The sequence below is a fragment of the Ancylothrix sp. D3o genome (genome assembly GCF_025370775.1).
Lineage (GTDB): Bacteria > Cyanobacteriota > Cyanobacteriia > Cyanobacteriales > Oscillatoriaceae > Ancylothrix.
Window position 1 is genome coordinate 1 of record NZ_JAMXEX010000014.1, and the last position, 22227, is coordinate 22227.

A 22227-nucleotide genomic window follows, 5' to 3' on the forward strand; every position below is an offset into this window, starting at 1 on the left:
TTCTCCTATATAAGCTTTATCCCCTCTGTATTTTTGATTGTTGCCCAATTCCTGCCTTCTTTCCCTCCACAATGTAAGATCACTTGTTGCGCCGGGATAACCCACAATTACATCTACTATTTCTTTTCCGTTGGGCATGACAATGACTTGATTTTTAAAGGTATGTGTTTTTTTCTTACCCGAATAATATTTTTTCTGCTCTTGATTGTCTATAGGTCTTTCAAGAGGCTGTTTCGAGCTTCATATTACTAACTCAAATTCTAGCACAATTTGTTCTACCCACTCCCAATCACTCTCGTTTTTTTTACCTGTTCTAATAAACTGGCTGGCAGTAATTCTCTCAAGATTCTTATCCAGTAATGGAAAATATCATTGGCTGTTGATTCACTAACTTCAAACTGTAATCCTAACATTTGAAATGTCGGCATTTGATGCAGGTAAATTAGAGTGAGTAAGATTTGTGACTCCACAGATAATTTAGGGCGACGACCCCCACCCCCTTTAATTAACCTAATTTTAGTTTTTTCTTTTGCCTGTCGTTTTTCTGACTCTAATAACTGAGCTGCTTTAATGATCTCTATAAGTTGTTGATATTCCATCCCTAATAGCCTTTTTGCTTGTTGGGGATTATTCTCCAGATACTCTCTTAATTGACTCATATCTAATTTACGCTAAAATTATATTTTACCATAAAGCATCCCTCCTGGTTTTTATTTCGGAGATGTCTATTATGAATCTGAGGATGAGGATAAATTACAAGAAGAATACGAGCAGCAATTGGTGGATTGTCCCCAGTGCGGCAGAACTAGTGAAAACGGAGAAGATGACTACTGCCAGCTTTGTGATGGTGAAGGTTTGGCAACAAGAAAAGATGCCAATTGGTACGCTGACATGGTTGACCTTCAAAACGAGCAACTAAACAAAGTCACCGAACATTGCCAAAAGAACGGAATTGAAACAACCGGCCCCATAATTCCCGCAAATTAACAGGACAAACCAATGCTACCCAAAACACAATAATTCATTTTTGACATGATGTTAGAGCCTCTAATACAGGCTGTAAAAGATGCTAATCAAGATGGCGCTAAATGCCTTCCCGTCTTGCAATGTCCAGAGCAATATTTACATGATTTTTGTGAATATTTGCGGCTACCGAAAAACCGTAAAATTTTCAGAGAAGCCAAATTTTTCTCATTCAAACAATTGAATCCCGCCAGGAAGAAGAGAACCATAGCCTTTTTAAAGGTTTTGTAACTTCATTGCTGTTAATTTGTTTGATTAGAAAGGATAATCCCCACATCTCCCATCATTATTTAAATGGGTTGCGGTTGGAAGTTGGGGAATGTTAAACAGATACACCCAAACAGAAATCACCTCTTTTATTGACCGATATCTGGGATTTATGGTGGAAAACTTAGACTGTAAAATAAATTGGAATGATTTTAATTAAGTGATTTCTCAGTCACGAAAACAATAAGCTATTAAATAAACCCGCCTGAATGAGTCGGCCTTGACTCTGCCGGCGAAACACCCGTCTAGGGTGTCGCGGGATGAGTCCAAATTATTCCGCAAAAATTCAAGAAAAGAACCGGCGCTTAACAATAAAGCAAGCTGTAACGGCATTCAACAATTTTGTAGGCTAGTCCTTTTCAAGAGTTTTCAAAAACCACATAAATTTCATTGGAGATGGGGATGTCGTTGTTGGTTTAGAACCCACCGGCATGAATTATGCTCGCGTTTGGATTGAGCAGTTAGGAAAGCGCTATGAAGTCAGAAGGATTAATCATAAAGACTTGAAATCTCATCGTAAAATGCTGAGGTTTGAAGATAAAAACGATGATACAGACGCTTTCTGCTGGGCTCATTATTGCAGTTTTTACGACAATCATAAACACAGGTTTGTCGGGTTTCGTGATGAAATTATTGCAGTTTTAAAGGGCATGATAAACCGGCTCGAACACTTGAACCGCGTGCAATCCCCAATTGTCAACCGGCTACGTCAAGATTTAGCATGGCAGTTCCCAGAAGTTGCATTAAAACGAGTGCAGCGCTCTCAAAGTAAAAAGGAAAACGCAGATTTAAGCCCGCCGCTTTGGGGGTGGATTGCTGGTGAAAAAATGATACCGCGATACGACCGTCTCTACCAAGAAACCATCGGTGCCGGTTTAACTGAATCATCGCGATTAGACGCGGCGCGCCTCTGTGATTTAGAGCGTGAGATGGCTGCAATTGAAAAAGAGATGACTTATCTCTACAGAACAGACTCGCGCTTTAAACCTTATTCAAAAGTGCTGGACAGTTTCGCATTCTTGAAAAAAACTCAACCCATTATTTTGTCGGTTGCCTTCCCAATTGAAAATTTTTTGAAAGATGGAAAACCTGAAGTTGTCGAGCGTAAAGGGCGCCGGTCTGGAAACAAAACTAAAAAGCACCTCTGACTGAGGAGATTTCAAAAAGCGATGGGAGAATCACCCAGTGAAAAGGCTTCTGGAGATAAAGAAGAACGTAGCATCATACATGGTAGCAGCCTTTGCCGAAAGGCTTTTTGGCAGTGGATTTATGTCAGAATTGAGCCGGTTAAAAATAGGCCGCAGGGTGGCCGGTTGATTAGAACAACGGATTTAGAGGGGAATCCTGTCATTAAGCCAATCTGCCAGCATTTAGGGAAAATTTACGATTTTAAGAAATCAAACGGCGTGCCAATTGGATTGATTCGGTCGAATCTTGCGAGTATTGCTTGCCGGCATTTATTCAGAGCGCTGGTTTCGGAAGTCTGCGGGGTAGAGGAAGGGTAAAAACTTGAACGGGCTAATCACGGCCCGTTTTTTGGTCACGCGATAAAATCGCTAGACTAAAGTTAAAAGAGTTTGTTGAGCCTATATGGCAATACGTTTATGCAAATAATGCCGAACTTTTTTCGACTTTAATAATAAATAACAATGGAAAAATTGTATCAGGATAATTCGTAACTTTTGGTGTTAATCATATAATAAATGTTAGGATAAAGAAATCGCCCGAAAATTTCTCTTGCATACTGGGAATATAAGCACCGGCACCCCCTTACAATTTCTTGGAAGACATCAAACCTATAAGAAGAAGCCGGCCTATTAATTTTGATATCAACTTAATAGGAAACTACCCAATCCCTACTTTAACGTCATTGCCTCTACAAATCGGAACTTTTCAGCGAGAAATTAATTTAGGGGGACTTTATAACATTAGATATTTCTTTTATTCAATGATTTTATGGAGGGTATTTTTTGGAAAAGGCGGGCCCAGGAACGGGAGGAGGAGAAGATGAAAAAATGGGTTTTAATTATAGCGGTGGTTTCGTTGTTACTTCTGCCGGTGCCGGTGTTTGCACAGGGTACGCCTAAGTATGAATGGTTTTTTGAGGGTAGATATAGGGAGGCTGTTTGAGAGTCCGCTGCAAATCAAACACGACTCAGGGACTGGGAATTACTAGGAACATTGGTATCAGATAAAACGCCTGTTTTATCAAGCACGGTACTAGACTCTGAGTGGCAAAATGTAGCGTGTCCAGAGTTTGAATATAACGAGTGGGAGTATTTTTATGAGGGAAGTAAATTTATAGTTTCAACAGGGGGTAACAATTATAGTATTTTTTATGTCCCAAGATTTGACGGAGAGTTTCATATTAGAAGAGGAAATGAGGTAAAAATTCCTATAGGTGAATTCTCTTGTGATGTTGGAATACCGGCACCAGCAAGCCCCTACAATCCAGAGCAAGAGTTAGAGCGGTTAAGAAATCGCCCGCAATCGCCCCAGTTAGACATCGATTTAATTGGTGACTACGAAATTAAAACCTCACCAATTTTACCATTACAAATTGGTACTTTTAGGCGAGAGATTAACTTAGGGGGATTGATTAATCTAAAGTTTTTATCTTAGGCTATGATACTTTGGAAAACTCTCTTTTAGTTAAGCTTGTGAATCTTGAACAGTTAAAGAAAACGGTGTTAGGATTGAAGGAACTTTTAGCGACTAAATACTATGTTTTTGAGTCGGAATCTTTTAAGGTTGTATTCAACGGCAACCAAAGAGTTGAGGCTGTGTACATTTCGGGAGTGGCAAACAAAGAGTTAACCGACTTACTTAACAAAGGTTTGAGGGACTGCGAAAACTCTATTTTGTCTCACTTGCAAGAGGGAGTATGGAGAAAATAAGAAAGGCTCTTGAACGGATAAACACCGCCAAGCTAATCTATTCATTTGTAATTGTTTGTGTAATGGTTTTGATTGGCATTGTAATATTTGCCCCAATGTTTCTTTTAGGGAGTTTTTGGCGTAGTGTGTGGGCTGGGTGTTTTATCTTCGTTTGCATGGTTTACATAGTGTATCAAAACAGTTAAGAGACATTTATGAGTAAAGCAGAAAGTAACTTTGTAACATCTTGTATCGTGGCCGGTGTTTGTGGTTTGACGGTTGCCGGTGTATTAAATGTGCGGCCTTTAATGCAAAATTGGATTGCCGAATTCAACAAACCGCAAAGCCTACCCATATCTGGAGAGGTAGACATAAAAGGCAAAATCTTTGACTTGGAAGTAGCCAGGACACCAGAAGAAAAAGCCAAAGGTTTAATGTTTCGGGAGTGGTTGCCAGGAGACCAAGGAATGTTATTTGTTTACGACCCACCAGAGCAGGCTAGTTTTTGGATGAAAAACACTCTCATCCCGTTGGACATGATTTTTACGAAAAACTCGAAAGTTATCTACACCGTCGAAAATGCACAGCCCTGCAAATCTACCCCATGCACAACCTTTGCACCACCGGCCCCAGTAGATGGAGTGATAGAACTTAATGCCGGTTGGTTAAAAAAGCTGGGTTTAAAAGTTGGAGACAAAGTTATAGTGAGCGAATATGGAGAATTTGACATCTCGACCTCTGGGATGTAGGGGGATTCGGAGCGGTGAGGTATTTAGAGTTAAAAGGAAAAAGTTAAACAATGGGAAAGCCACGCCGTCGCCTACAAATTGCTATAGGGGCCGGTTGTCGTTTGAGCGTTAATTTCCTGGTAATTCTCTGACGCTTTCTACATCGTTGTCTGAAAGCCCACCATATTTCCCATCCGTGTCTTGTAGGACAAACTGTTTGATAATCGGGGCGAGTGTGGCCGGTGGCACTTCATCTTCCGCGTCAGGCGTGGTTAACTGGTGCAATTCAATCTCCCACCAGAATAAAGTTTTTTTACGATTAGTCTTGACCAACCTTACTTGAACCCGTCCGAGAATATCTGGTGTCTCTATAACCTCGGCAACGAGGTTTTTTTGCTTGCCGGCTTTCGTGATGGTAACGAGGGTGGTCGGTTGGTACTGTGCAATTTCTTCTCTTGAGGGAAGTGGGTTAAATCCTTTTTTCTCCCGTTTAACCAATGCTCTCAGAGTGGGGATTGTCACACCGGCCACTTTAAAAACCTGATTGATAAGTGTGGTTGCGGGCTTCCGCTGAACCCTTCGCCAAGGCGGAACAACCTTCAGTCCCTATTTGCAGGAGAGCTTCTAGTGTGGTGGGGCTTAGGAGGACGGCGTATTCTAGGTTCTGTTTGAGTTCTGCCATCCCCAGCTTTTGCGTTATTTCCTTAGCAGTTAGGGGATATTGTGACTTCAGGACTCTGCTGAACACCTGTGTACCCAGTTTTTCCTTTAGATCCAGCAGGTGGTCGATAACGTCTAATTCAAGAACGGGCCGGTTGGTTGAAAGAAGTTCGCTAAATAACGGCAGGCTTTCTAATGCTTCCGTGATAAGGGTTTCAGGCGTGCCCTTGGGGAAGGAGAGGGCGCTGATGGTATTCATGGTGATAGGCTTGGAAAAGATATATATATTTGCTGGGGAGGGGTGGAACTGTCCCTTTTTTCGTTTGGGGGCATTGGCTACCCTTTATTTGGGTTAACCTTTGACAAATAAGAAAATCCGAATTCTGCTATTTGTTTTATAGCTTAGTCAGGATTAGGGCCACTGTGAACCCTCTTGTAGAGAAGTATTTATAAATTTTTGCAAACGGAGTAAAAATAGAACTGTAAGCCTAACAGAGATTGATTTAATTTCAAAATTTCTGGGCAAAACCGGACAATAAAGTATAATGGTAGAGGAGAATTAAGGATATTCCTATTGCTAGGTATGTCAAACCCAAGGAAGCAACCCAAATCCTTGGAGTCAATGAACGAACCCTGCGTCGATGGGAAGAAAATGGCGAGGGTTGAAACCATCAGAACTCCATCAGGACAAAGACGCTACAACGTCGAGTCTTATACCACTAAAACTGGCAACAATAATAACAACCGAATTGTCGTCCTCTAAGCCAGAGTTAGTAGTCGCGCCCAACAACCAGACCAAAACCTTCAAGTCGCCGCACTCAGCAACCTCTACCCGCAAGCTGAAATCATCTCGGAAATCGGAGGGGGGCTCAACTTCAAGCGAAAAAAACTACTTTCCTTACTGGAACGAATTTTGTCGGGAGATGTCCGAATGGTTGTCGTTGCCCATAAAGACCGACTGGCAAGATTTGGATTTGACTTGTTTCGATGGCTGTGCGAACAAAACAGGTGTGAACTCGTGGTTCTCAATAGTCATCTCCGGAATAGTATCATTTTCTGGTATAAAGAATATAATAACAGTTTTTTCCACCAAACTTAGGAGTTCTATACTAGAGCATATAAACAAGAACCCTCAAGAAACACAACGATTAATTGGTGTCGGGTATCCTGAGCTACAATCATTAATTTAAAATGCCGAAAAGTTACATCAAAAAAAACCAATTCTCGCCGAATCAAAGAAAAAAAGAATTATCTCGGCTGGAGGTGGCCGTCCACCCAAATTATCTACATAAGAACAAATAATTTTGACTTTAGTCTATTTAAGACAAATGACCACATTTCAACTTCTTGATATCCAGTTTGGAATAAGCGAAACCACAGCCAATGATACATTTAATTACGGGCTACCACAAAAGAGTAGAATTACTACCATGTAGTTTACTTGAACAAGTAAAAAAAAAGATTCAGACTATGAGATGGTTAAAGAAATACTCACCGCTTATGAATTAATTGTTGATAGCTATGAACAAGTCAGGGAAAGACCTGGAACTCAGAGCGAACAGGAAAAGTATTATTCTCTTAAGAAAAGTAATCATACATTTAAAACTCAAATTATTGTCTTACCAAACGGCAAAGATATTGTGGATGTTATAACAGGAGAGCCTGGACCAAAAAGTGATATAACTTTATTTCGAGAAAACCGCGACAGTTTTGCTCCCGAACAAAAGTTTAAAGGAGATTTAGCTTAGAAGGGGGAAGATTTAATTGAGACTCCAATTAAAAGACCACGAAAGGGAAAGTTAACCAAAGAGCAGAAACAAGAGAATAAAATTTTTTCCAGCCACCGAATATGTGTTGAACACCAAATTCGTTTGCTCAAAATATTTCGAGTTGTTCAAGAAAGATTTAGGTTAATTCCTAAAAAGTATAAACAAGTCATTATGACTATTTGTGGATTAGTGAGACTCCGAATTAAATCCCTTATTTTACCAGTCGTGAAAGCTTCTGTTGTCTCCTCATAGAAATCAGGCAAATTCCTCGATTTTTTAGCTTAGTTAGCAATAGCAATAAACTCAAACCCTTGTTTTATGGTGTAGGCTAGGTAATCATCTGTGCCTTTACTTAAAGTATAAAAGCTAGTCAGAGAGCAGCTTTGAGAGTTTCCGGAGATGTCTACTGCATCAGCGCACCAAATTATCGCAGAACAAGGATTAGAAAGCGACGAGAATTGCTTAGGATTCATTGACCATTATCAAGGCAATCCTTTATGGTTAAAAACTGTGGCGAATTTTCTGGCTGAATTAGGCTTAACTGTGACTGAGATGTTACAAAGCCAGCCTTTTTTATTGCCTCAATATTTGCAAGATATTTTAGAGCAACCGTTGGCTTGGCTATCGGAACGCGAAAAGCAACTTTTATCTCTGTTAGCTAAAGAAGATGAGCCGCTCGCACTCGCTAAATTATTAGAAATTGCCCGGATGCCATCTTCAGATTTACTCGATAGCCTACAATCTCTTTACCGTCGTTGTTGGGTAGAAAAAAACGAACATATTTACATGATGTCACCTCTATTGAGACAGTATATCGGACTCATAAACCGGCTTTCTTAACAAAATTTCTGTGCTCAAATCAAAGTTATTAGATAAACCTGGTTTCTTTGGTGAAGCACAAAACAAGTTTTTTCTGTTATTCGTGAGGATGGCCCTTTTGTTAATTTGCTGGCAGATAGTGTAGCGGCTAGTTAATTAGGCGGGCGGCTATAGGCAGTCTACTGCTGATAGGCCGATTTTTTTGTGACAATTCTTATTATCTTAGCTGGGAAATTTATGGTGTTATTTGAAATAATTGGGTTATAAGTAACTCTTATATTTAAACAAAGATTACTATCATTTAATGATATAGAGTGAATTTCCCAGAAAGTCAAGCCCCCACCTGCTTTTTTTTGGGGCCGGTGAGGGGAGAAATAGAGAATAATTTTATAAAAACCTTGACGAGATATAAAAAAACTAGCTACATTTCGGGAATCTTATAAAAAGAGGCTGTAGTTCAAAGGGTGTGGCATTATAAATACAGCAGGCAAGATGCACTGCGCTACTGAGAAGCGGCGGTTTTTTTGGTTAAGTCGTCTTATCAGAGCCGGTCGCGTCCGCTTTCAGGATTATAAGCAAAACCGTTAATACTTTTGGGAGAGGTGTTTGACGGTTTTTATTGATGAAAAATCGGGGTGACATTGGGGTTGATTGTCCATTAAAAGTTAAAGGAATTGTAAGGAAATGTCTCAAGAAGTTAATCGAAATTCTGGGGGAGAGTTGGAGAGGGAAAGTAATATTATTAAGTCTCCCTGGGATGAAGAGGAGCCGCCGAAAAATAAATCTTTGGGACGGAGGAAGGATCAAGCATCCAAGAGTGATGATATTACGACGATAGCGAAAGGTTTGGCTGTGGGTATTATGTGGTCTATGTCGGGGCTGCTGGATGAGGAAAATGAGTGATTGAGGGGAGAAGAACCTAACGCCTGCAACAGATAAGGGAAGGGGGGGAAAGGCTCGTTCTGTTATTCTTGTCATTGGTTAACGCTTGGCGGTATAAAATGACAAGAACTCTATCACTCTACTTAAGCAGGCAAGATGCACTGCTCTACTTATGCCGCTATCTAACCCCACTAACCTCTCCCTCGCAGAAGCTCAAAAAATTCTTGAAGCTTTTAACTGTAATACTTCCAAAACCATCAACTCGGAAGAAGAAAAAGCCGAAGTAAGACAAGCATTATTATTAGTTGCCGAAAATTCTGATTATCAAATGTTAGGAATATGCGCCGGCACTCCTCAAGAAGGTTTAGCTGCTTTGCAATCTTATACTCAAGCTTTAGGCTATCAAACAAGTTTGGATATTGCCGGTGCTGTGGGGCCAATTTATATTAAATTCAACCCGAAATCAGGCTTGTGTTATTTGAGTTCTTATGAAGGCGATTATCGCGGGGTTTTAGTTTCTTGTCAATCTTCTTACGAAGATGGAATTAACGAAATGTACGGCCATTTACCCCTAGATTTATTCTCGTAATTTCGTCTTTAATAGATTTCAGATTTAGGTTTTTACACCATTGGCAACCAAACCTAAAACCGGCACTTTGGCAATCTTTAAATTTTCAAATACCTGTAAAAGTGCATTGCGGTCAGTTTGGCCCAGGCGGGCAACTAAAAGTAACCCATCGGTATTTTTTGCCAAAATTTTCGCTGCTGCTACATTTAATAAAGGCGGAGAATCATAAATTACAAAATCAAACTCTTTTTCAAATTGACCCATCAAAAATTCCATTTGTCGAGAAGCTAAAAACCGGCCTCCATCCATTTTAATTTCCCCCGCCGCTACTACAAATAAATTCTCTTGATTTGGCACTTTTTGAATCACACTTTCTGCATCTAAACCTAAATAAATTGCCTCACTTAAACCCAGATGATTTGACAAACCCAACCGCTGCTGAACTTGAGGCTGGCGCAGATCCGCATCCACCAATAAAACGCGCCGGTTCAGCGCCGCCGCCGCCAGTGCACAATTGATAGCTACCGTAGATTTTCCATCCCCAGAAGTCGCAGAACTGATTGTTAAAGATTTAATAGGAGTCCCAAATTTTAAAAACCAAAGCTTGGTAAAAAGCACCCTAAAAGCTTCGCGAAAAGCTGACTGAGAAGTATTTTCTTTGTCAAACTTTAACCGGTTTTTTTCCTTGATAAATTCCTTGTCGGGAATTGTACCTAAAACCGGCAACTTTAAAGTTTTTTCCAACTCATCCACCGAGTGAAAAAACCGATCTAACTTTTCTGCAACCAAAGCAGAACCCGCCCCCAAAACCAACCCCAAAAACCCAGCCAAAGCCAGATTTTTTGGTAAATTTGGCACCACCGGCCTCGCATTTCCCTCTTTATCTTCCATCAATTCTGGTGGCGAAATTAACTCCCAAGGAACATCTTCTTTTGCAGCCTCCAAACGCAGACTTTCTCTTTGTGCCAAAAGTTGATTTAAAGTCCGAGTAGCAATTTGTAACTCCCACTCTAAATTAGAATATTGCTGAACTAAAACTAAAAAATCTTGCGCTTGTTTATTTAACCGGCTTTCCTCACCTACCACCGCCTTTAAACGCGCCTGTACTACTTGAATATTATTCGCAGCATCCACAAGTTGCTGAGTCAAATTTAACCTCAGCGAATCTTGAAAAGGTAAAGTCTTTAAAGCTTGTTCTGTTCCCAGCACTTTTTCTGCTTCTTGTTGTAACAAACTCATTAAAGTTTGCTGTTGTTCACGCAAGAACTTAACTTTGGGGTTATTTTCTGTAAATCTTGATAATTCAATAGCAATTTGACTTTCAATGTTTTGTAAATTATTGAGCAATTTTTGATAGGCCGGTGCTTGAGTTAACGCAGAAGCCGCCAGCGCTTCATCTGGAGCTAAACCAAGCCGACTTTGCAAAATTTCATACAGTTTTTCCTGCTGATTTAAAACTGTTTCCACCTGCAAACGTTCATTATTAATCGCCCTCATTTGCTCTGTTAATTTTACGCCTTGAAACTGAGGTTCAATAAAATTATACTGCTGACGAAATTCTTGGATTTTTTCCTGTTGCTCATCCACACGCTTTCGCAACCCCGGAAGCTGAATTTCAATATATTTTATTGCTTGAGTGCTATCAGTTTGCCGGTCTTCCAAACTATATTTCAAATAACCTTCCGCAATTTTTTCTAAAACAAACTTTACCTTTTCTGGATCAGAAGAGCGATAACGAATTTCTAGCAGCTTTGTTTTCTTTTGCCGCGTCACTGATAAAACTTCATCGCCACTAAATTCTTTATTAAACAAAGACTCATAATTTAAATCTGGATATCTATCTTGCAACTCCTTAATAATAGGAGACATCACCCTGGGACTCCACAACAGCTGAATTTGAGTTTCATAATCTAAAGTAGCGTTTGCTGTTTGCATTGCTGACATCAATTTATTGGCCGGTTCTTGTGGAGTCACCGGCTCAACCAAAAGCTGAAAACTTCCTTCATATTTTGGCGTTTCTAATGCACTCCAAATACCGCCCATAGCAGTTACAAATGCTGCCGTACCCACAATCAAACCGCCTCGCTTTTTAAAAAGAACTAAAAGCCGGTTTAAGCCTAATTCCTGCTCATCATCCAAATCACCAGCCCGCGTAGGGTGGGCTATGGGCAGAGAAATTAATGTATCCTGTTGCAATGGATGTATTATTTCGACATTCATGTATTGTTTCAGCATTGATGTATGGGGATTAATAGACATATTGAAAAATTAATCTATCTGCGTTCATCTGCTATAGGATGCGGTTGAAAAACCCCCCAACAAAACCGGCTCTGTTATTAGATATCCTTTCGATAGTAGATACACCCTAGAGTTTTTATTGGAAAATACGGAAGAAATTAAACAGAGAAAAAACTCCACCTAACGGGCTTAAAATTGATCCTAATGTATCGGTAACACCGGCCAACCCTGATTTACCAACAACCACCACATCACCGGGCCGCAAACTTGGGTTATTTTCTTCATTTAAACCCTGCTCAAAATCAATGTCAATACTACGTTTAGAAACCGTACCATTGGGATTTAAACGAATCAAATCAACCGAACCTTTACGCGCCCGATTATTAAACCCACCGGCAGCCAAAATTGCCTGATTTAAAGGCGTATTTGGAGACAATTGCACCACCCCTGGTTTCACCACTTCTCCCACCACATTAATCGCCATTACCTGCGGAGAAAAACTCGCCGCTGCAAGTTGATTTGCCTCAGTTTCATTCAAGGCAATTGCGGTAGGAATAACAATCGTATCACCGGTTTGCAAAATAGCATCCTGACGCATATCTCCTGACTGCAACAACTGCCATAAATCTAAATTTAAGGTTTTTTCGTTGCCATCTCTTGTTATTCGCCGCACCTGAATTTTGCGAATATCTGCTAATTGGGTAATTCCACCGGCCACCTGAATTGCTCTTGTCACTGTTGGCAATTCTCCCGCTTTTTCTACCTTCACAACATGAGTCCCCGGACGGGCAATTTCACCCACAACAGCCACATTCACCGGCTGCGTTTGATCTGCCGAAATATTCGCCGAAACTAATTGAGCAGCCTCGGCTAAATTTACCTCATTTGCAGTCGGAATTAGAATCGTATCTCCTTGCTGCAAAATCACATCTTGCTCTAAATTTCCACCGCGTAAAAGCTGCCATAAATCAATCGCTACCAATTGCTCAGCACCGGTTTGAGTCAGCCGACGAATTGAAATTTGCCGGATATCTGCGGATTGGGTTATTCCTCCCGCCTCACGAATTGCTCTCGTTAAAGTAGGCCGGTCGCCATTTTCACTTGCTCTAATTGTATAAGAACCCGGTTTAGAAACTTCCCCTACCACCGCAATGTTTAAAGGTTCGGTTTTTGGTGTCGAAAAACTTGAAGTTGCTACTCTGGAAGCTTCGGCTAAATTGGGATTAACAGCAGTGGGAATAAAGACAGTATCGCCATCTTGCAATGAGATATCTTGCCTTAAATCACCCTCTCTTAATAATGCCCATAAATCGACAGCAATAATTTGATCAGCACCATTTCTTTGAGGCCGGCGTACCAAAACTTGCCGCAAAGCTGCGGTTTGATTTATTCCTCCAGCTAGTTGTATTGCCTGAGTTAATGTTGGAAATTGAATGCCACCTTTACCATCGCTTCCACTCAACCCCATTGTATAAGAACCAGGCCGGTTCACTTCTCCTGAAATTGCCACTTTTAAAGGTCTAGGTGCGAGTAAACTCACCGTAACAATTGGTTCTCTGATGTAATAACTATAAGCTGAAGAAATAACGGCGCTTGCTCTTTCTAAGGTGAGTCCTTTAAGATCAACTTTGCCAATTAAAGGTAAGTTGATTGCGCCATTGACTAAAACTTGAAATTCTCCCGAATATTCAGGCACATTTAAAATATCTAAACGAATGCGATCTCCTGCTCCTAAAGTATAATCAGTTTCAACTGCCTGTAATGCGCTGAGGGTTGGTTGCAAGCTAAAACCTTGCGGTGGTTGTGTGAATACCGGCATAGATGAGCGAATGTCAACCGGTGGCGGTGGTGAATTTTGGGGCCGGTTTGCCACCGGCATCGAGGGCGATAATTGGCCGGTTTTCAACAAAGCTTGATGCACAAATGCCGCTATTTCTGCTCGCGTTGCAACTTGGGAAGGATTGAGTAAACGCACATTTGGATAACTGACAACCAGCCGGTTTTCTACCGCCGCCGCTACACTATTTCGCAATGAAACAGGAATTGCTGCTGCATCTTCAAAATAAGCGTTTAAATTTTCTGGTTTAACTGTGGTTGCTTGTAATTTTAAACCTTCCACCAAAGCCGTTAAAGCTTCAAGACGGGTAATGTTTTGGGTGGGGTTAAAAAGGTTAGAGTTAGAATTGAAAAATCCCATTTGATAAGATTTTTGAATAGCATTATAGGCCCAATAATCTGCCGGTACATCGGCAAATTTTCCAGCACCACGAATAGGATTTTGTGGGAAAGCTTGTTGAATAATGGTAGCAAATTGAGCGCGATTCACCGGCAACTCAGGGCGAAAATTACTATCAGAAAAACTTGAAAAAATTCCCCGTGCGATTAAAGGTTGAATAAAACTTTTTGCCCAATGGTTTTGAATATCAGCCGCGAGTACCGGCAATTGTGCCACCGGCGATTGATTTGAGGCTGATGTAGGAGTGCCGGCGTTAACAATAAACTTACTCGCATCGGGCGTATTTTCTGCAAAAGCCAGACTAGAATAAGCACTTGCAGTTAGACTCAAATTTTGAGCAATAAAAGCCAACACAAGATAAAAAATAATTGAAGTTCGCATAAAGGTAGCGTTGATACTCAAGAAATGTTAAAAAAGCACAAGAACAGACCTCAGTTTTGAAATATTTCTACCCAATGCTGAGTTTTGTTGCAAGCGCTACCTACCAATACCTCAATCAATCTGACTATCAGGATAATTTATAATCGTCCCGTATTCTGCCAAACCATCACTACTTTACCCTTTCTGGAAAACGCACTTTAAAAGTTGAACCTTTGCCCACTTCACTCTCTACAGAAAGAGTGGCATTCAACATTTCACACAAACGCTGACTTATCGCCAAACCCAAGCCGGTGCCTCCATATTTACGAGTTGTAGATACATCTGCTTGAGTAAAAGGTTTAAAAATTTGCTCAATTTGTTCTGGGGACATCCCAATGCCAGTATCGTTGACTTCAAAAACAATAAACGAACAAGGATAAAGAAAAAGATCCGCATCTTCTTTTGTGTGTTCAATTGCCGGTTTTTCTTCTTCTCGTTTTGCCGTCAGAGTAATCTTGCCTTCGTCGGTAAATTTAGCCGCATTACTGATTAAATTCAACAACACCTGCCTCACTTTCGTCAAATCAGAGTGCATTACACCTAGATCGCTGGGGCAATTTACCTCAAGAAAATTCTGATTTTTGCTAACAAGCGGTTGCACCGTAATCACCACATCTTGAATCAAATGGTCGATATCAATCTCTTCTAAATAGATCGTTACCTGACCGGCCTCAATTTTAGAAATATCCAAAATATCGCTAATCATCGTTAGCAAATGCCGGCCCGCCGTTTGGATATTTTCTAAATCCGGTATCAACTCCTCCGCCTCCAAATCCTCCGCCTCCTCTTGCAGCATTTCGCTATAGCCAAGAATTGCATTTAAAGGCGTGCGGAGTTCGTGACTCATATTTGCCAAAAATACACTTTTTGCTCGATTTGCAGTTTCCGCCTTATAGGCAGTTTCTTGCAACTCTTCTGTATATTCTCTCACCCGTTTAATCAATTCATTAAGCGAAGTCGCCAACTGTCCAACTTCATCCGCCGTCGTCACCGGCGCTTGCAATTCAAAATTAGATTCCGAGGTAACTTGCTGGGCAATTTTAGTCGTCATCTCTATCGGTTTAGCAATTGCCTTGCTGGCATATTTAATCAACAAAGAAGCCAGCCCAATAGACACCAAAAAACTCGCCATTAAAATTCCAAACCCCAGCTTTTCTGCTTTTTCATAGGCCATAAATTCTGCCTGGGCGCGACTCCGCAAATCCCGTGCCTGAGACTCAGATTGATTAGCTAAAACTTTAAGATTTTTCGCTTCAGAATTATTGCCAAAAACAATCAAGCTTTGGGCCACTTTTCGGGCCTGTTCTTTTTGTTGGGCTGTTTGAATTCTTTTTAAAATGCCCTCCATTTTTTGAGAATAGGCTTGCAAGGATTTTTTATAACTTTTGCAAAGCTTTATCAGTTCTTGGGTGTCATATTTTGAACCATAATCCGCTCGATCCAGCAAGTCTTGAAACTCGGTTAAGCGCTGGTCAATTTCCGTGATTTTGCCCCGCCATTCCTCCACATCTTTTTGAAAATTTTGCCCAGAAGCAAGATAACTTCCGTAGCGGGGTTGCTGCGCTTTTGCCTGCCAAACCACCCCGTTAATATGTGTTAAATAATCGGCCCGTTCTAAATCGCGGCCTAATTGGATTCTAATTTGATTTTTATAAGAGGTTTCAATAAAACGACCCGTTAAACCCCCAACAATCGCAATACTGATAGCCAGCGACGAAGCAAGACTAATTTTTTGTCGCACATTTAAACGGCCAAAAAGCCACTGCAAGCCCTTTGACAAAAAGTGACCACGCACCGGCACCGAAGTGTCGTTCCCCGTAAAGCTATCTTTCATTTCATTTAGATTGTGGGAAGCCATCGGACACCCCCTAAGTTAAACACCGAGCCAATTGTCAATATTATCGCAGTCAACCCTCATCATCATGTCACATAGCCTGGGAGAGGCCCATAAATTTGCGCCTTCCCCAGTCGGAAACCTCACCAAAGGCAAGTCCCTTGAAACTCGTACAATTGTTAATAATTAAAAATAGTTGCGTGAACGAGCAGGCCCATGATACCTATTGTTATTGAACAGTCCGGTCGAGGCGAACGTGCTTTCGACATCTACTCCCGGCTTTTGCGTGAGCGCATCATCTTCCTCGGACAAGCCATCGACTCCGATCTGGCTAATTTGATTGTCGCTCAGTTACTTTTTCTCGAAGCCGAAGATCCAGAAAAAGACATCTATCTCTACATCAACTCGCCCGGAGGGTCAGTTACAGCCGGCATGGGCATTTTGGACACCATGAACCACATCCGCCCCGATGTTTCCACCATTTGCGTCGGTTTAGCGGCCAGCATGGGTGCATTTTTGCTCAGTGCCGGTGCCAAAGGCAAGCGCATGAGTCTCCCCCACTCGCGGATTATGATTCACCAACCCCTCGGCGGTGCCCAAGGCCAAGCTACCGACATTGAAATTCAGGCTAAAGAAATTCTCTATCACAAACGCCGCCTGAATGAATTTTTGGCCGCCCACACCGGCCAACCCATCGAAAAAATTACCGAAGACACCGAACGCGACTTTTTTATGTCTGCCGAAGAGTCCAAAAATTACGGACTCATCGACCAGGTAATTGACCGGCGTCCTTCAGCCCAGCGTCCCGTCGCCGCTGTTAGCTAAATTGATTCGGGCCGGTCTAACCAAAAGAACCCTTCTTTAGCAGGCTTACACAAAGTTAACAATATTCCACAGCAAAACCTCTGTTTGATATTGTTAACTTTCTTTCTTTTAAGCCCCAGCTAAATTTCCTCAAAATGTGTTAACTAAAAACCGAGAAATTTTGATTAATTTTACTTAAAACTTGCCAAAAATAGCGTTTTTATTGAAACAACAACTCTTGAAAGCTTCTTAAAAAAAATCTCTCAAAACACGAATACCCGGAAATTGAAGGGGACAATGCACTTTTGCATCGCCCCTACTATGTTTTTATTTTTCAGGATCGGGAAGTGACTCTAAATAAAGATGAAAACTCAGCAACTCATTCTCATCCAAATCTTTGCTAGATGGCTTATTAAAAGCTTGCATCAGATAATCTTTTCCTTGTTGAGCAGTCCAGCCGAGCCGTCGAATTTCCTTACCAATGAGTTTGGTAAGTTGCTCAGATATCTCTTTTTTACTCGTTGGGGAAGGCAGAGGAGATGTTTCTAGTGGCGGCGAAACTTCCACCGGCTCAGTTGCAGAAAACCCCGAATAAACCGGCTCCTCATCCACCTGCTCAAAAACCTGTGGGGGAATTTCCAACACATTTGGCGAAGTTGAAAAACTCTCCGGAGTCTCCGATAACCAATCATCCACCGGCACCGAAGAAGATACACCCTTTGGAGGCTCCCAACTCGTAGGAAAACTTGTCGCCTTTGGTGGCGAAATTAATTCTTGCTTCGTGATTGGCGGAGTTGGCGAAACCTTTGCCGGAGTTGGCACAAAACCGGCCCCAACCTCTGAAGGAACAGTTTTTGCCGCCGACGACCACTCCACCGGCAATACCGCCAAAGCACGCATTCTCGCCTTCTCTTCAGCCTCCTCCACCGAAAGAGCCGCCCCCAGCGCCGCAGAAAGCGTCACGCCATCCACCACCACCAAAACCCGCACAATATACTGAGCGCGATCCACCGTTACAAATTCAGAAATTAAACAACCCGTTGGATAACGAGAGCGAAAGTCAGAAAACATCATAATCTTAATCAACTAAACACATTTTGTTTGCATCTTTTGCCTCCCCTTTTTTTAGTTCGCTTTCTTTTTTTGCTTGCCTTAGATTTGTTCTCAGCATTTTATTTAACAAATCGACAAGTAACAATATGCAAATTAAAAGCAGATAACTAGAGAGGAGAGCTTCCGTGCGACCGTTCACAGTGCTGGTAAAAAACTGATCTGTTGAGGAAGCCGGTCAACTGTTTGGCAAGAGCGCCTGGAGATACCCTCTTAGATTGTAGAGATTAAATATCAGATTGGTATAAAAAGCCGAGCAACAAGCGAAAAGACACAAGCCAACTTGAGAAAAGCAAATATTTACAACAATTCAAGGCCGCCGGCAAAAATAAACGTAACGTTTCGACCCACTAAAACTTACAATAAGTAACAGACTACACCATGCGGCTAACAACCGTCCACCTGTGATAACCTCCGGCTCGCAGAAGGCAATCGCGTGTACCCCCGGCTCACTGGGGGAGCAATGGCTTGGCAGTTGCCACAACGCACCACAAACGTGAAAGTGTAGCAAACAGTGCAACGATGCCCCACAAAACCGCTCCCTAAACAAGCCGACAACACAAACGTTGCTGTGCTTGTTAGTTTAAAACGATTCTGTTGCACGCACAGCCTTTCAGCGTTTCAGACAGCGAAGAGCTTCATGCAGGCAACAGGAATTTTGAGTTCTAGTTATTTGGTGTGACAGCCATCTTTCTTGAAAATAAGTCACGCCAGGTTTAAATAACTCTCGCTCAAATTGACCGGCACAACAGCGATAACCTCCGGCTCGCCGCAGGCAATCTACAACGGATTTCAAAGGATCAAAAAACCAAGAGATTGAAAAAACTAGGGGTTTTACACCAAACAACCACACCCAACTCCAACAAAATACCCATGAGTTTAAAATCTTTGGCAATTTGACAGGTGTAGGAGAAATCAACAAAAAAGACCACAAGGAACCAGCGCTACATGGACTTTTCAATCGCCTCATTGTTAGCCAACTTTTCTGAGGACAAATTGGTTGCGCCAAAAATCTTGGAAAAAAAACTGGGATGCCAAGACAAAAGCAGCCTGCGGAAATTTCAAATTGTCCTTGATGCCTTAGAAAAAATAGGAATCCTCGTCAAAGAACGCGGGAAATACCGCCGCGTCTATGAAGAAGGAATCGTCGAAGCCAAACTCCGGTGCAGCAGCAAAGGATTTTGTTTCGCCATTCAAGATGCCGAAAACTCAGAAGACATCTATATCCGCGAATGCCACCTCAGCACCGCTTGGAATGGCGACCGCGTATTAGTAAAAGTCATCAAAGATGGCAGTCGGCGGCGTTCCCCCGAAGGCGAAGTAAAATTAGTTTTAGAACGTGCTAACCCCAGCGTTTTAGCGCGATTAAAACAAATTTCCACCCCTGAAGGAAAAACCATCTACAAAGCCATTCCCCTTGATGACCGGCTACTTTTTGAGATCGATGTCGAATCCGAAGAAAATGACCTCAGCCAAGCCATCGATTACCTAGTTCATGTAGAAGTAGTACGCTATCCTTTAGGCTATTATCCGCCTCTTGGTCGCGTCGCCCAAATCCTGGGCAGCGATGCCGAAGAAGCCAACGATCTTGATATTGTTTGCTGCAAACATGACCTACCCCGATTCTTTAATGAACTCGTCGAAAAAGAAGCCAAAGCCTTACCCAAAATTTTACGGAAAGCTGACTTAAAAAACCGGCTTGATCTGCGAAAAGTTCTCACCTTAACTTTTATCAAAGACCCAGCAAATCCCACCATTGAGCACGCTTTTTCTTTAGAAACTCGCGCTGCCGGGAAATGGCGTTTAGGCATTCACATTGCCGATGTTGCCTACTATGTAACCAGCGATTCTGTGCTCGACCGCGAAGCAAAAAAACGCGGTACAGCCGTATTTTTGGGAGATATTTTTATCCCCTTGTTTCCCGACACTATTTCCAGTAATCGCTGCTCTTTTTTACCAGGAGAAGACCGGCTGGCAATTTCGGTATTAATTACCCTCAATTCCTCTGGACAAGTTATTGAATACGAAATTCAACCAAGTGTCATCGAAGTTAATCACCAGCTAACCTGTGAAGAAGCCGGTGCCATTCTTGACAAGGAAGAAGACTCTGCTCTGAGCCCTGTGATTGAGCAATTGCAGTCTATTTGTCAAGGAGTACAACGCCTACGCCAACATCGCGGCGCCATTGAGCTAAATTTGCCTCCCACCCAATACGGCTCAGGCGTTCGCAGTGCCTTTGATGATGAAGGTGCCCTTGGTGTATTGTTAAATTCGCCCAGCCATAGTGTCGAAGGCATTGTCCGCGAATTTATCTTGCTGGCAAATCAAGTCATTGCATCTCAATTGCACGCTTTAAGTGTGCCGGCGCTTTATCGCGTTCAACCGGCCCCTGATATTGAAGAAGTGCAAGAATTTATCAAATTAGCCAGCAATTTAGGCGCTTCTTTACAACTCGAATCCGCTGAAGAGATACGCCCCCAAGATTACCAACGTTTTAAAGAACAATTTGCCGGCACTTCTAACGAACGAGTCTTAACTTATCTCTTGCAAGAAACACTCAGACCGGCAGCTTATAGCACTTCCCCAGGGCCGCATTTTGGTTTATCTTTGGGTACTGGCGAAGTAGACCGGCCTTATGCTCACGCCAGTTCCCCTGTAAACCGTTATGCAGATTTAATGATTCAGCGAGTCTTGCATACCGTCTTTGAAAACGGGCGCGACCGCCGTACAACCCGTGTCAAAGAAAGCGTTAACTTGCGTCACAGCAACGCCAAAGGACAAATCCACTGGAATGTTCTTCCTCCTGAATTGCAAAACGAAATCGAGGAAACTCTTTCGGGAATGGTGTCTCATCTCATCGACCGCGAAAAAATTGCCCAAGAAGCCGAGGAAGATTTGGTGGGGCTAAAAAAAGCAGCAGCGATGAAAGAACGCACCGGCGAAACCTTTGGCGGATTAATCACCGGCGTCCAGTCCTACGGGTTCTTTGTAGAAATAGAAGAACTTATGGTCGAAGGATTAGTCCATGTTTCATCCTTAAAAGATGACTGGTACGAATATCGCTCTCGCCAACAAACTCTTGTAGGACGCAAAAACCGCAAACAATACCGTCTTGGCGACCGGGTGGAAGTGCAAGTTAAAAGCGTTGACTACTACCGCCAGCAAATTGATTTAGTCGCAGTCAGCGGTGGCAGTATGGTGGATAATAACGATCTTGATGATTTTGATAGTCATTGGTAAAGCATAATTGGGAATTGGTAATTGGTAATTGGTAAAATCAACTTGCCTCTTACCTTTACCCACCCCACAATGACAGAAGATTTTACACAAAAAACTAAACCTTTAATTATCGGGGTTTCTGGCGCATCTGGCCTCATTTATGCGGTACGGGCAATTAAATTTTTGCTTTGTGCAGATTATGCGGTGGAGTTGGTGGCGTCAAAATCTGTTTATATGGTCTGGCAGGCTGAGGAAAATATTAGAATGCCGGCAGAACCAACCCAGCAAGAAGATTTCTGGCGTCAGATGGCCGGTGGTGTGACGGGGGGTAAACTTCGTTGTCACCCTTGGCAAGATGTGGGGGCAAATATTGCCAGTGGTTCGTTTCGCACCTTGGGGATGCTCGTTATTCCGTGTAGTATGAGTACGGTGGGGAAGTTGGCGGCGGGTGTGAGTTCAGATTTGCTCGAACGTGCGGCAGATGTGCAGTTAAAAGAAGGTCGTAAACTGGTATTAGTGCCGCGTGAAACGCCTTTTAGTTTAATTCATTTACGGAATTTAACAACATTGGCGGAGGCGGGTGCAAGAATTGTGCCGGCAATTCCAGCCTGGTATCACCACCCCAAAACCATTGAAGATTTGGTGGATTTTGTGGTGGCTCGCGCTTTGGATCAGCTTGATATTGATTGTATCCCGCTTGAACGTTGGCAAGGATATAAATAGGGCAAAAGGTGATGCGTCCAGAAACCAGTTTTGTCAAAAAAAATCGGTTTC

General features: G+C 42.2%; 20 protein-coding genes and 2 pseudogenes. 14 read left to right on the forward strand and 8 right to left on the reverse strand.

What is annotated here, in order from left to right; translation table 11 throughout:
* Both NG798_RS20110 and NG798_RS20115 read right to left on the reverse strand, forming a co-directional pair.
* Window positions 1-213: transposase family protein (locus NG798_RS20110; protein ID WP_261225575.1), on the reverse strand; the 213-nt coding region annotated here is incomplete at its 3' end.
* Between the two features lie 62 nt (window positions 214-275).
* Window positions 276-659 (reverse strand): transposase family protein, encoded by a 384-nt coding sequence (locus tag NG798_RS20115; RefSeq protein WP_261225494.1) that lies wholly within the window; start codon window positions 657-659, stop codon window positions 276-278.
* A gap of 1020 nt (window positions 660-1679) precedes the next feature.
* On the opposite strand from NG798_RS20115, the gene NG798_RS20120 reads away from it, so the two are divergent.
* The 5 genes from NG798_RS20120 (at window position 1680) to NG798_RS20140 (ending at window position 4915) form a co-directional block, all read left to right on the forward strand.
* Window positions 1680-2438 (forward strand): transposase, encoded by a 759-nt coding sequence (locus tag NG798_RS20120; protein WP_261225576.1) that lies wholly within the window; start codon window positions 1680-1682, stop codon window positions 2436-2438.
* A 21-nt stretch (window positions 2439-2459) separates the two neighbouring features.
* On the forward strand, window positions 2460-2795 hold the full coding sequence (locus NG798_RS20125) for a hypothetical protein (protein ID WP_261225495.1): 336 nt from the start codon (window positions 2460-2462) through the stop codon (window positions 2793-2795).
* A 502-nt stretch (window positions 2796-3297) separates the two neighbouring features.
* Window positions 3298-3420, forward strand: a complete 123-nt coding sequence (locus NG798_RS20130; RefSeq protein ID WP_261225496.1) for a hypothetical protein — start codon at window positions 3298-3300, stop codon at window positions 3418-3420.
* 51 nt (window positions 3421-3471) lie between these two features.
* Complete coding sequence (locus NG798_RS20135) at window positions 3472-3912, forward strand: hypothetical protein (protein WP_261225497.1); 441 nt, start codon at window positions 3472-3474, stop codon at window positions 3910-3912.
* Between the two features lie 469 nt (window positions 3913-4381).
* The gene (locus NG798_RS20140; RefSeq protein ID WP_261225498.1) at window positions 4382-4915 is read left to right on the forward strand and encodes a DUF192 domain-containing protein; all 534 of its coding nucleotides are present in this window, start codon (window positions 4382-4384) and stop codon (window positions 4913-4915) included.
* A 108-nt stretch (window positions 4916-5023) separates the two neighbouring features.
* On the opposite strand, the gene NG798_RS20145 is transcribed toward NG798_RS20140, so the two are convergent.
* Both NG798_RS20145 and NG798_RS20150 read right to left on the reverse strand, forming a co-directional pair.
* Window positions 5024-5416: a hypothetical protein gene (locus NG798_RS20145; RefSeq protein ID WP_261225499.1), complete on the reverse strand. Its 393-nt coding sequence runs from the start codon at window positions 5414-5416 to the stop codon at window positions 5024-5026.
* A gap of 10 nt (window positions 5417-5426) precedes the next feature.
* Window positions 5427-5813 (reverse strand): hypothetical protein, encoded by a 387-nt coding sequence (locus NG798_RS20150; RefSeq protein WP_261225500.1) that lies wholly within the window; start codon window positions 5811-5813, stop codon window positions 5427-5429.
* 299 nt (window positions 5814-6112) lie between these two features.
* Between NG798_RS20150 and NG798_RS20155 the strand changes: the two are divergent.
* From NG798_RS20155 to NG798_RS20180, 6 genes and pseudogenes are all read left to right on the forward strand, one after another.
* Window positions 6113-6584: pseudogene (locus tag NG798_RS20155) on the forward strand (IS607 family transposase); the annotation flags it as partial.
* A 298-nt stretch (window positions 6585-6882) separates the two neighbouring features.
* On the forward strand, window positions 6883-6990 hold the full coding sequence (locus NG798_RS28200) for a transposase family protein (RefSeq protein WP_261225501.1): 108 nt from the start codon (window positions 6883-6885) through the stop codon (window positions 6988-6990).
* A gap of 39 nt (window positions 6991-7029) precedes the next feature.
* A pseudogene (locus NG798_RS20165) lies at window positions 7030-7575 on the forward strand (transposase family protein).
* A 147-nt stretch (window positions 7576-7722) separates the two neighbouring features.
* Complete coding sequence (locus tag NG798_RS20170; RefSeq protein ID WP_261225502.1) at window positions 7723-8163, forward strand: hypothetical protein; 441 nt, start codon at window positions 7723-7725, stop codon at window positions 8161-8163.
* A 663-nt stretch (window positions 8164-8826) separates the two neighbouring features.
* Window positions 8827-9045, forward strand: coding sequence for a hypothetical protein (locus NG798_RS20175; protein ID WP_261224636.1), 219 nt, complete (start codon window positions 8827-8829; stop codon window positions 9043-9045).
* A 151-nt stretch (window positions 9046-9196) separates the two neighbouring features.
* Window positions 9197-9613, forward strand: a complete 417-nt coding sequence (locus NG798_RS20180; RefSeq protein WP_261225503.1) for a DUF1824 family protein — start codon at window positions 9197-9199, stop codon at window positions 9611-9613.
* Between the two features lie 24 nt (window positions 9614-9637).
* On the opposite strand, the gene NG798_RS20185 is transcribed toward NG798_RS20180, so the two are convergent.
* The 3 genes from NG798_RS20185 to NG798_RS20195 form a co-directional block, all read right to left on the reverse strand.
* Window positions 9638-11851, reverse strand: a complete 2214-nt coding sequence (locus tag NG798_RS20185) for a polysaccharide biosynthesis tyrosine autokinase (RefSeq protein ID WP_261225504.1) — start codon at window positions 11849-11851, stop codon at window positions 9638-9640.
* A 115-nt stretch (window positions 11852-11966) separates the two neighbouring features.
* Window positions 11967-14447, reverse strand: coding sequence for an SLBB domain-containing protein (locus tag NG798_RS20190; protein WP_261225505.1), 2481 nt, complete (start codon window positions 14445-14447; stop codon window positions 11967-11969).
* Window positions 14448-14616: 169 nt separating this feature from the next.
* A complete protein-coding gene (locus tag NG798_RS20195) occupies window positions 14617-16344 on the reverse strand; it encodes an ATP-binding protein (protein WP_261225506.1) in 1728 nt (575 codons plus the stop codon).
* A gap of 192 nt (window positions 16345-16536) precedes the next feature.
* Between NG798_RS20195 and clpP the strand changes: the two genes are divergently transcribed.
* Window positions 16537-17145, forward strand: coding sequence for an ATP-dependent Clp endopeptidase proteolytic subunit ClpP (clpP, locus tag NG798_RS20200; RefSeq protein WP_261225507.1), 609 nt, complete (start codon window positions 16537-16539; stop codon window positions 17143-17145).
* A gap of 306 nt (window positions 17146-17451) precedes the next feature.
* Here the strand turns inward: clpP and NG798_RS20205 are convergent, their stop codons facing one another.
* On the reverse strand, window positions 17452-18198 hold the full coding sequence (locus tag NG798_RS20205) for a hypothetical protein (protein ID WP_261225508.1): 747 nt from the start codon (window positions 18196-18198) through the stop codon (window positions 17452-17454).
* A 984-nt stretch (window positions 18199-19182) separates the two neighbouring features.
* Here NG798_RS20205 and NG798_RS20210 point away from each other — a divergent pair.
* Both NG798_RS20210 and NG798_RS20215 read left to right on the forward strand, forming a co-directional pair.
* Window positions 19183-21474, forward strand: coding sequence for a ribonuclease R family protein (locus NG798_RS20210; protein WP_261225509.1), 2292 nt, complete (start codon window positions 19183-19185; stop codon window positions 21472-21474).
* A gap of 69 nt (window positions 21475-21543) precedes the next feature.
* A complete protein-coding gene (locus NG798_RS20215; protein WP_261225577.1) occupies window positions 21544-22176 on the forward strand; it encodes a flavin prenyltransferase UbiX in 633 nt (210 codons plus the stop codon).
* Window positions 22177-22227: the final 51 nt, after the last annotated feature.

Bases quoted from the DNA above. Each gene is read 5' to 3' on its own strand.
- NG798_RS20115 (WP_261225494.1), bottom strand. From the start codon at position 659: ATGAGTCAATTAAGAGAGTATCTGGAGAATAATCCCCAACAAGCAAAA.
- NG798_RS20125 (WP_261225495.1), top strand. From the start codon at position 2,460: ATGGGAGAATCACCCAGTGAAAAGGCTTCTGGAGATAAAGAAGAACGT.
- NG798_RS20130 (WP_261225496.1), top strand. From the start codon at position 3,298: ATGAAAAAATGGGTTTTAATTATAGCGGTGGTTTCGTTGTTACTTCTG.
- NG798_RS20140 (WP_261225498.1), top strand. From the start codon at position 4,382: ATGAGTAAAGCAGAAAGTAACTTTGTAACATCTTGTATCGTGGCCGGT.
- NG798_RS20150 (WP_261225500.1), bottom strand. From the start codon at position 5,813: ATGAATACCATCAGCGCCCTCTCCTTCCCCAAGGGCACGCCTGAAACC.
- NG798_RS28200 (WP_261225501.1), top strand. From the start codon at position 6,883: ATGACCACATTTCAACTTCTTGATATCCAGTTTGGAATAAGCGAAACC.
- NG798_RS20170 (WP_261225502.1), top strand. From the start codon at position 7,723: ATGTCTACTGCATCAGCGCACCAAATTATCGCAGAACAAGGATTAGAA.
- NG798_RS20175 (WP_261224636.1), top strand. From the start codon at position 8,827: ATGTCTCAAGAAGTTAATCGAAATTCTGGGGGAGAGTTGGAGAGGGAA.
- NG798_RS20180 (WP_261225503.1), top strand. From the start codon at position 9,197: ATGCCGCTATCTAACCCCACTAACCTCTCCCTCGCAGAAGCTCAAAAA.
- NG798_RS20185 (WP_261225504.1), bottom strand. From the start codon at position 11,851: ATGTCTATTAATCCCCATACATCAATGCTGAAACAATACATGAATGTC.
- NG798_RS20190 (WP_261225505.1), bottom strand. From the start codon at position 14,447: ATGCGAACTTCAATTATTTTTTATCTTGTGTTGGCTTTTATTGCTCAA.
- NG798_RS20195 (WP_261225506.1), bottom strand. From the start codon at position 16,344: ATGGCTTCCCACAATCTAAATGAAATGAAAGATAGCTTTACGGGGAAC.
- clpP (WP_261225507.1), top strand. From the start codon at position 16,537: ATGATACCTATTGTTATTGAACAGTCCGGTCGAGGCGAACGTGCTTTC.
- NG798_RS20205 (WP_261225508.1), bottom strand. From the start codon at position 18,198: ATGATGTTTTCTGACTTTCGCTCTCGTTATCCAACGGGTTGTTTAATT.
- NG798_RS20210 (WP_261225509.1), top strand. From the start codon at position 19,183: ATGGACTTTTCAATCGCCTCATTGTTAGCCAACTTTTCTGAGGACAAA.
- NG798_RS20215 (WP_261225577.1), top strand. From the start codon at position 21,544: ATGACAGAAGATTTTACACAAAAAACTAAACCTTTAATTATCGGGGTT.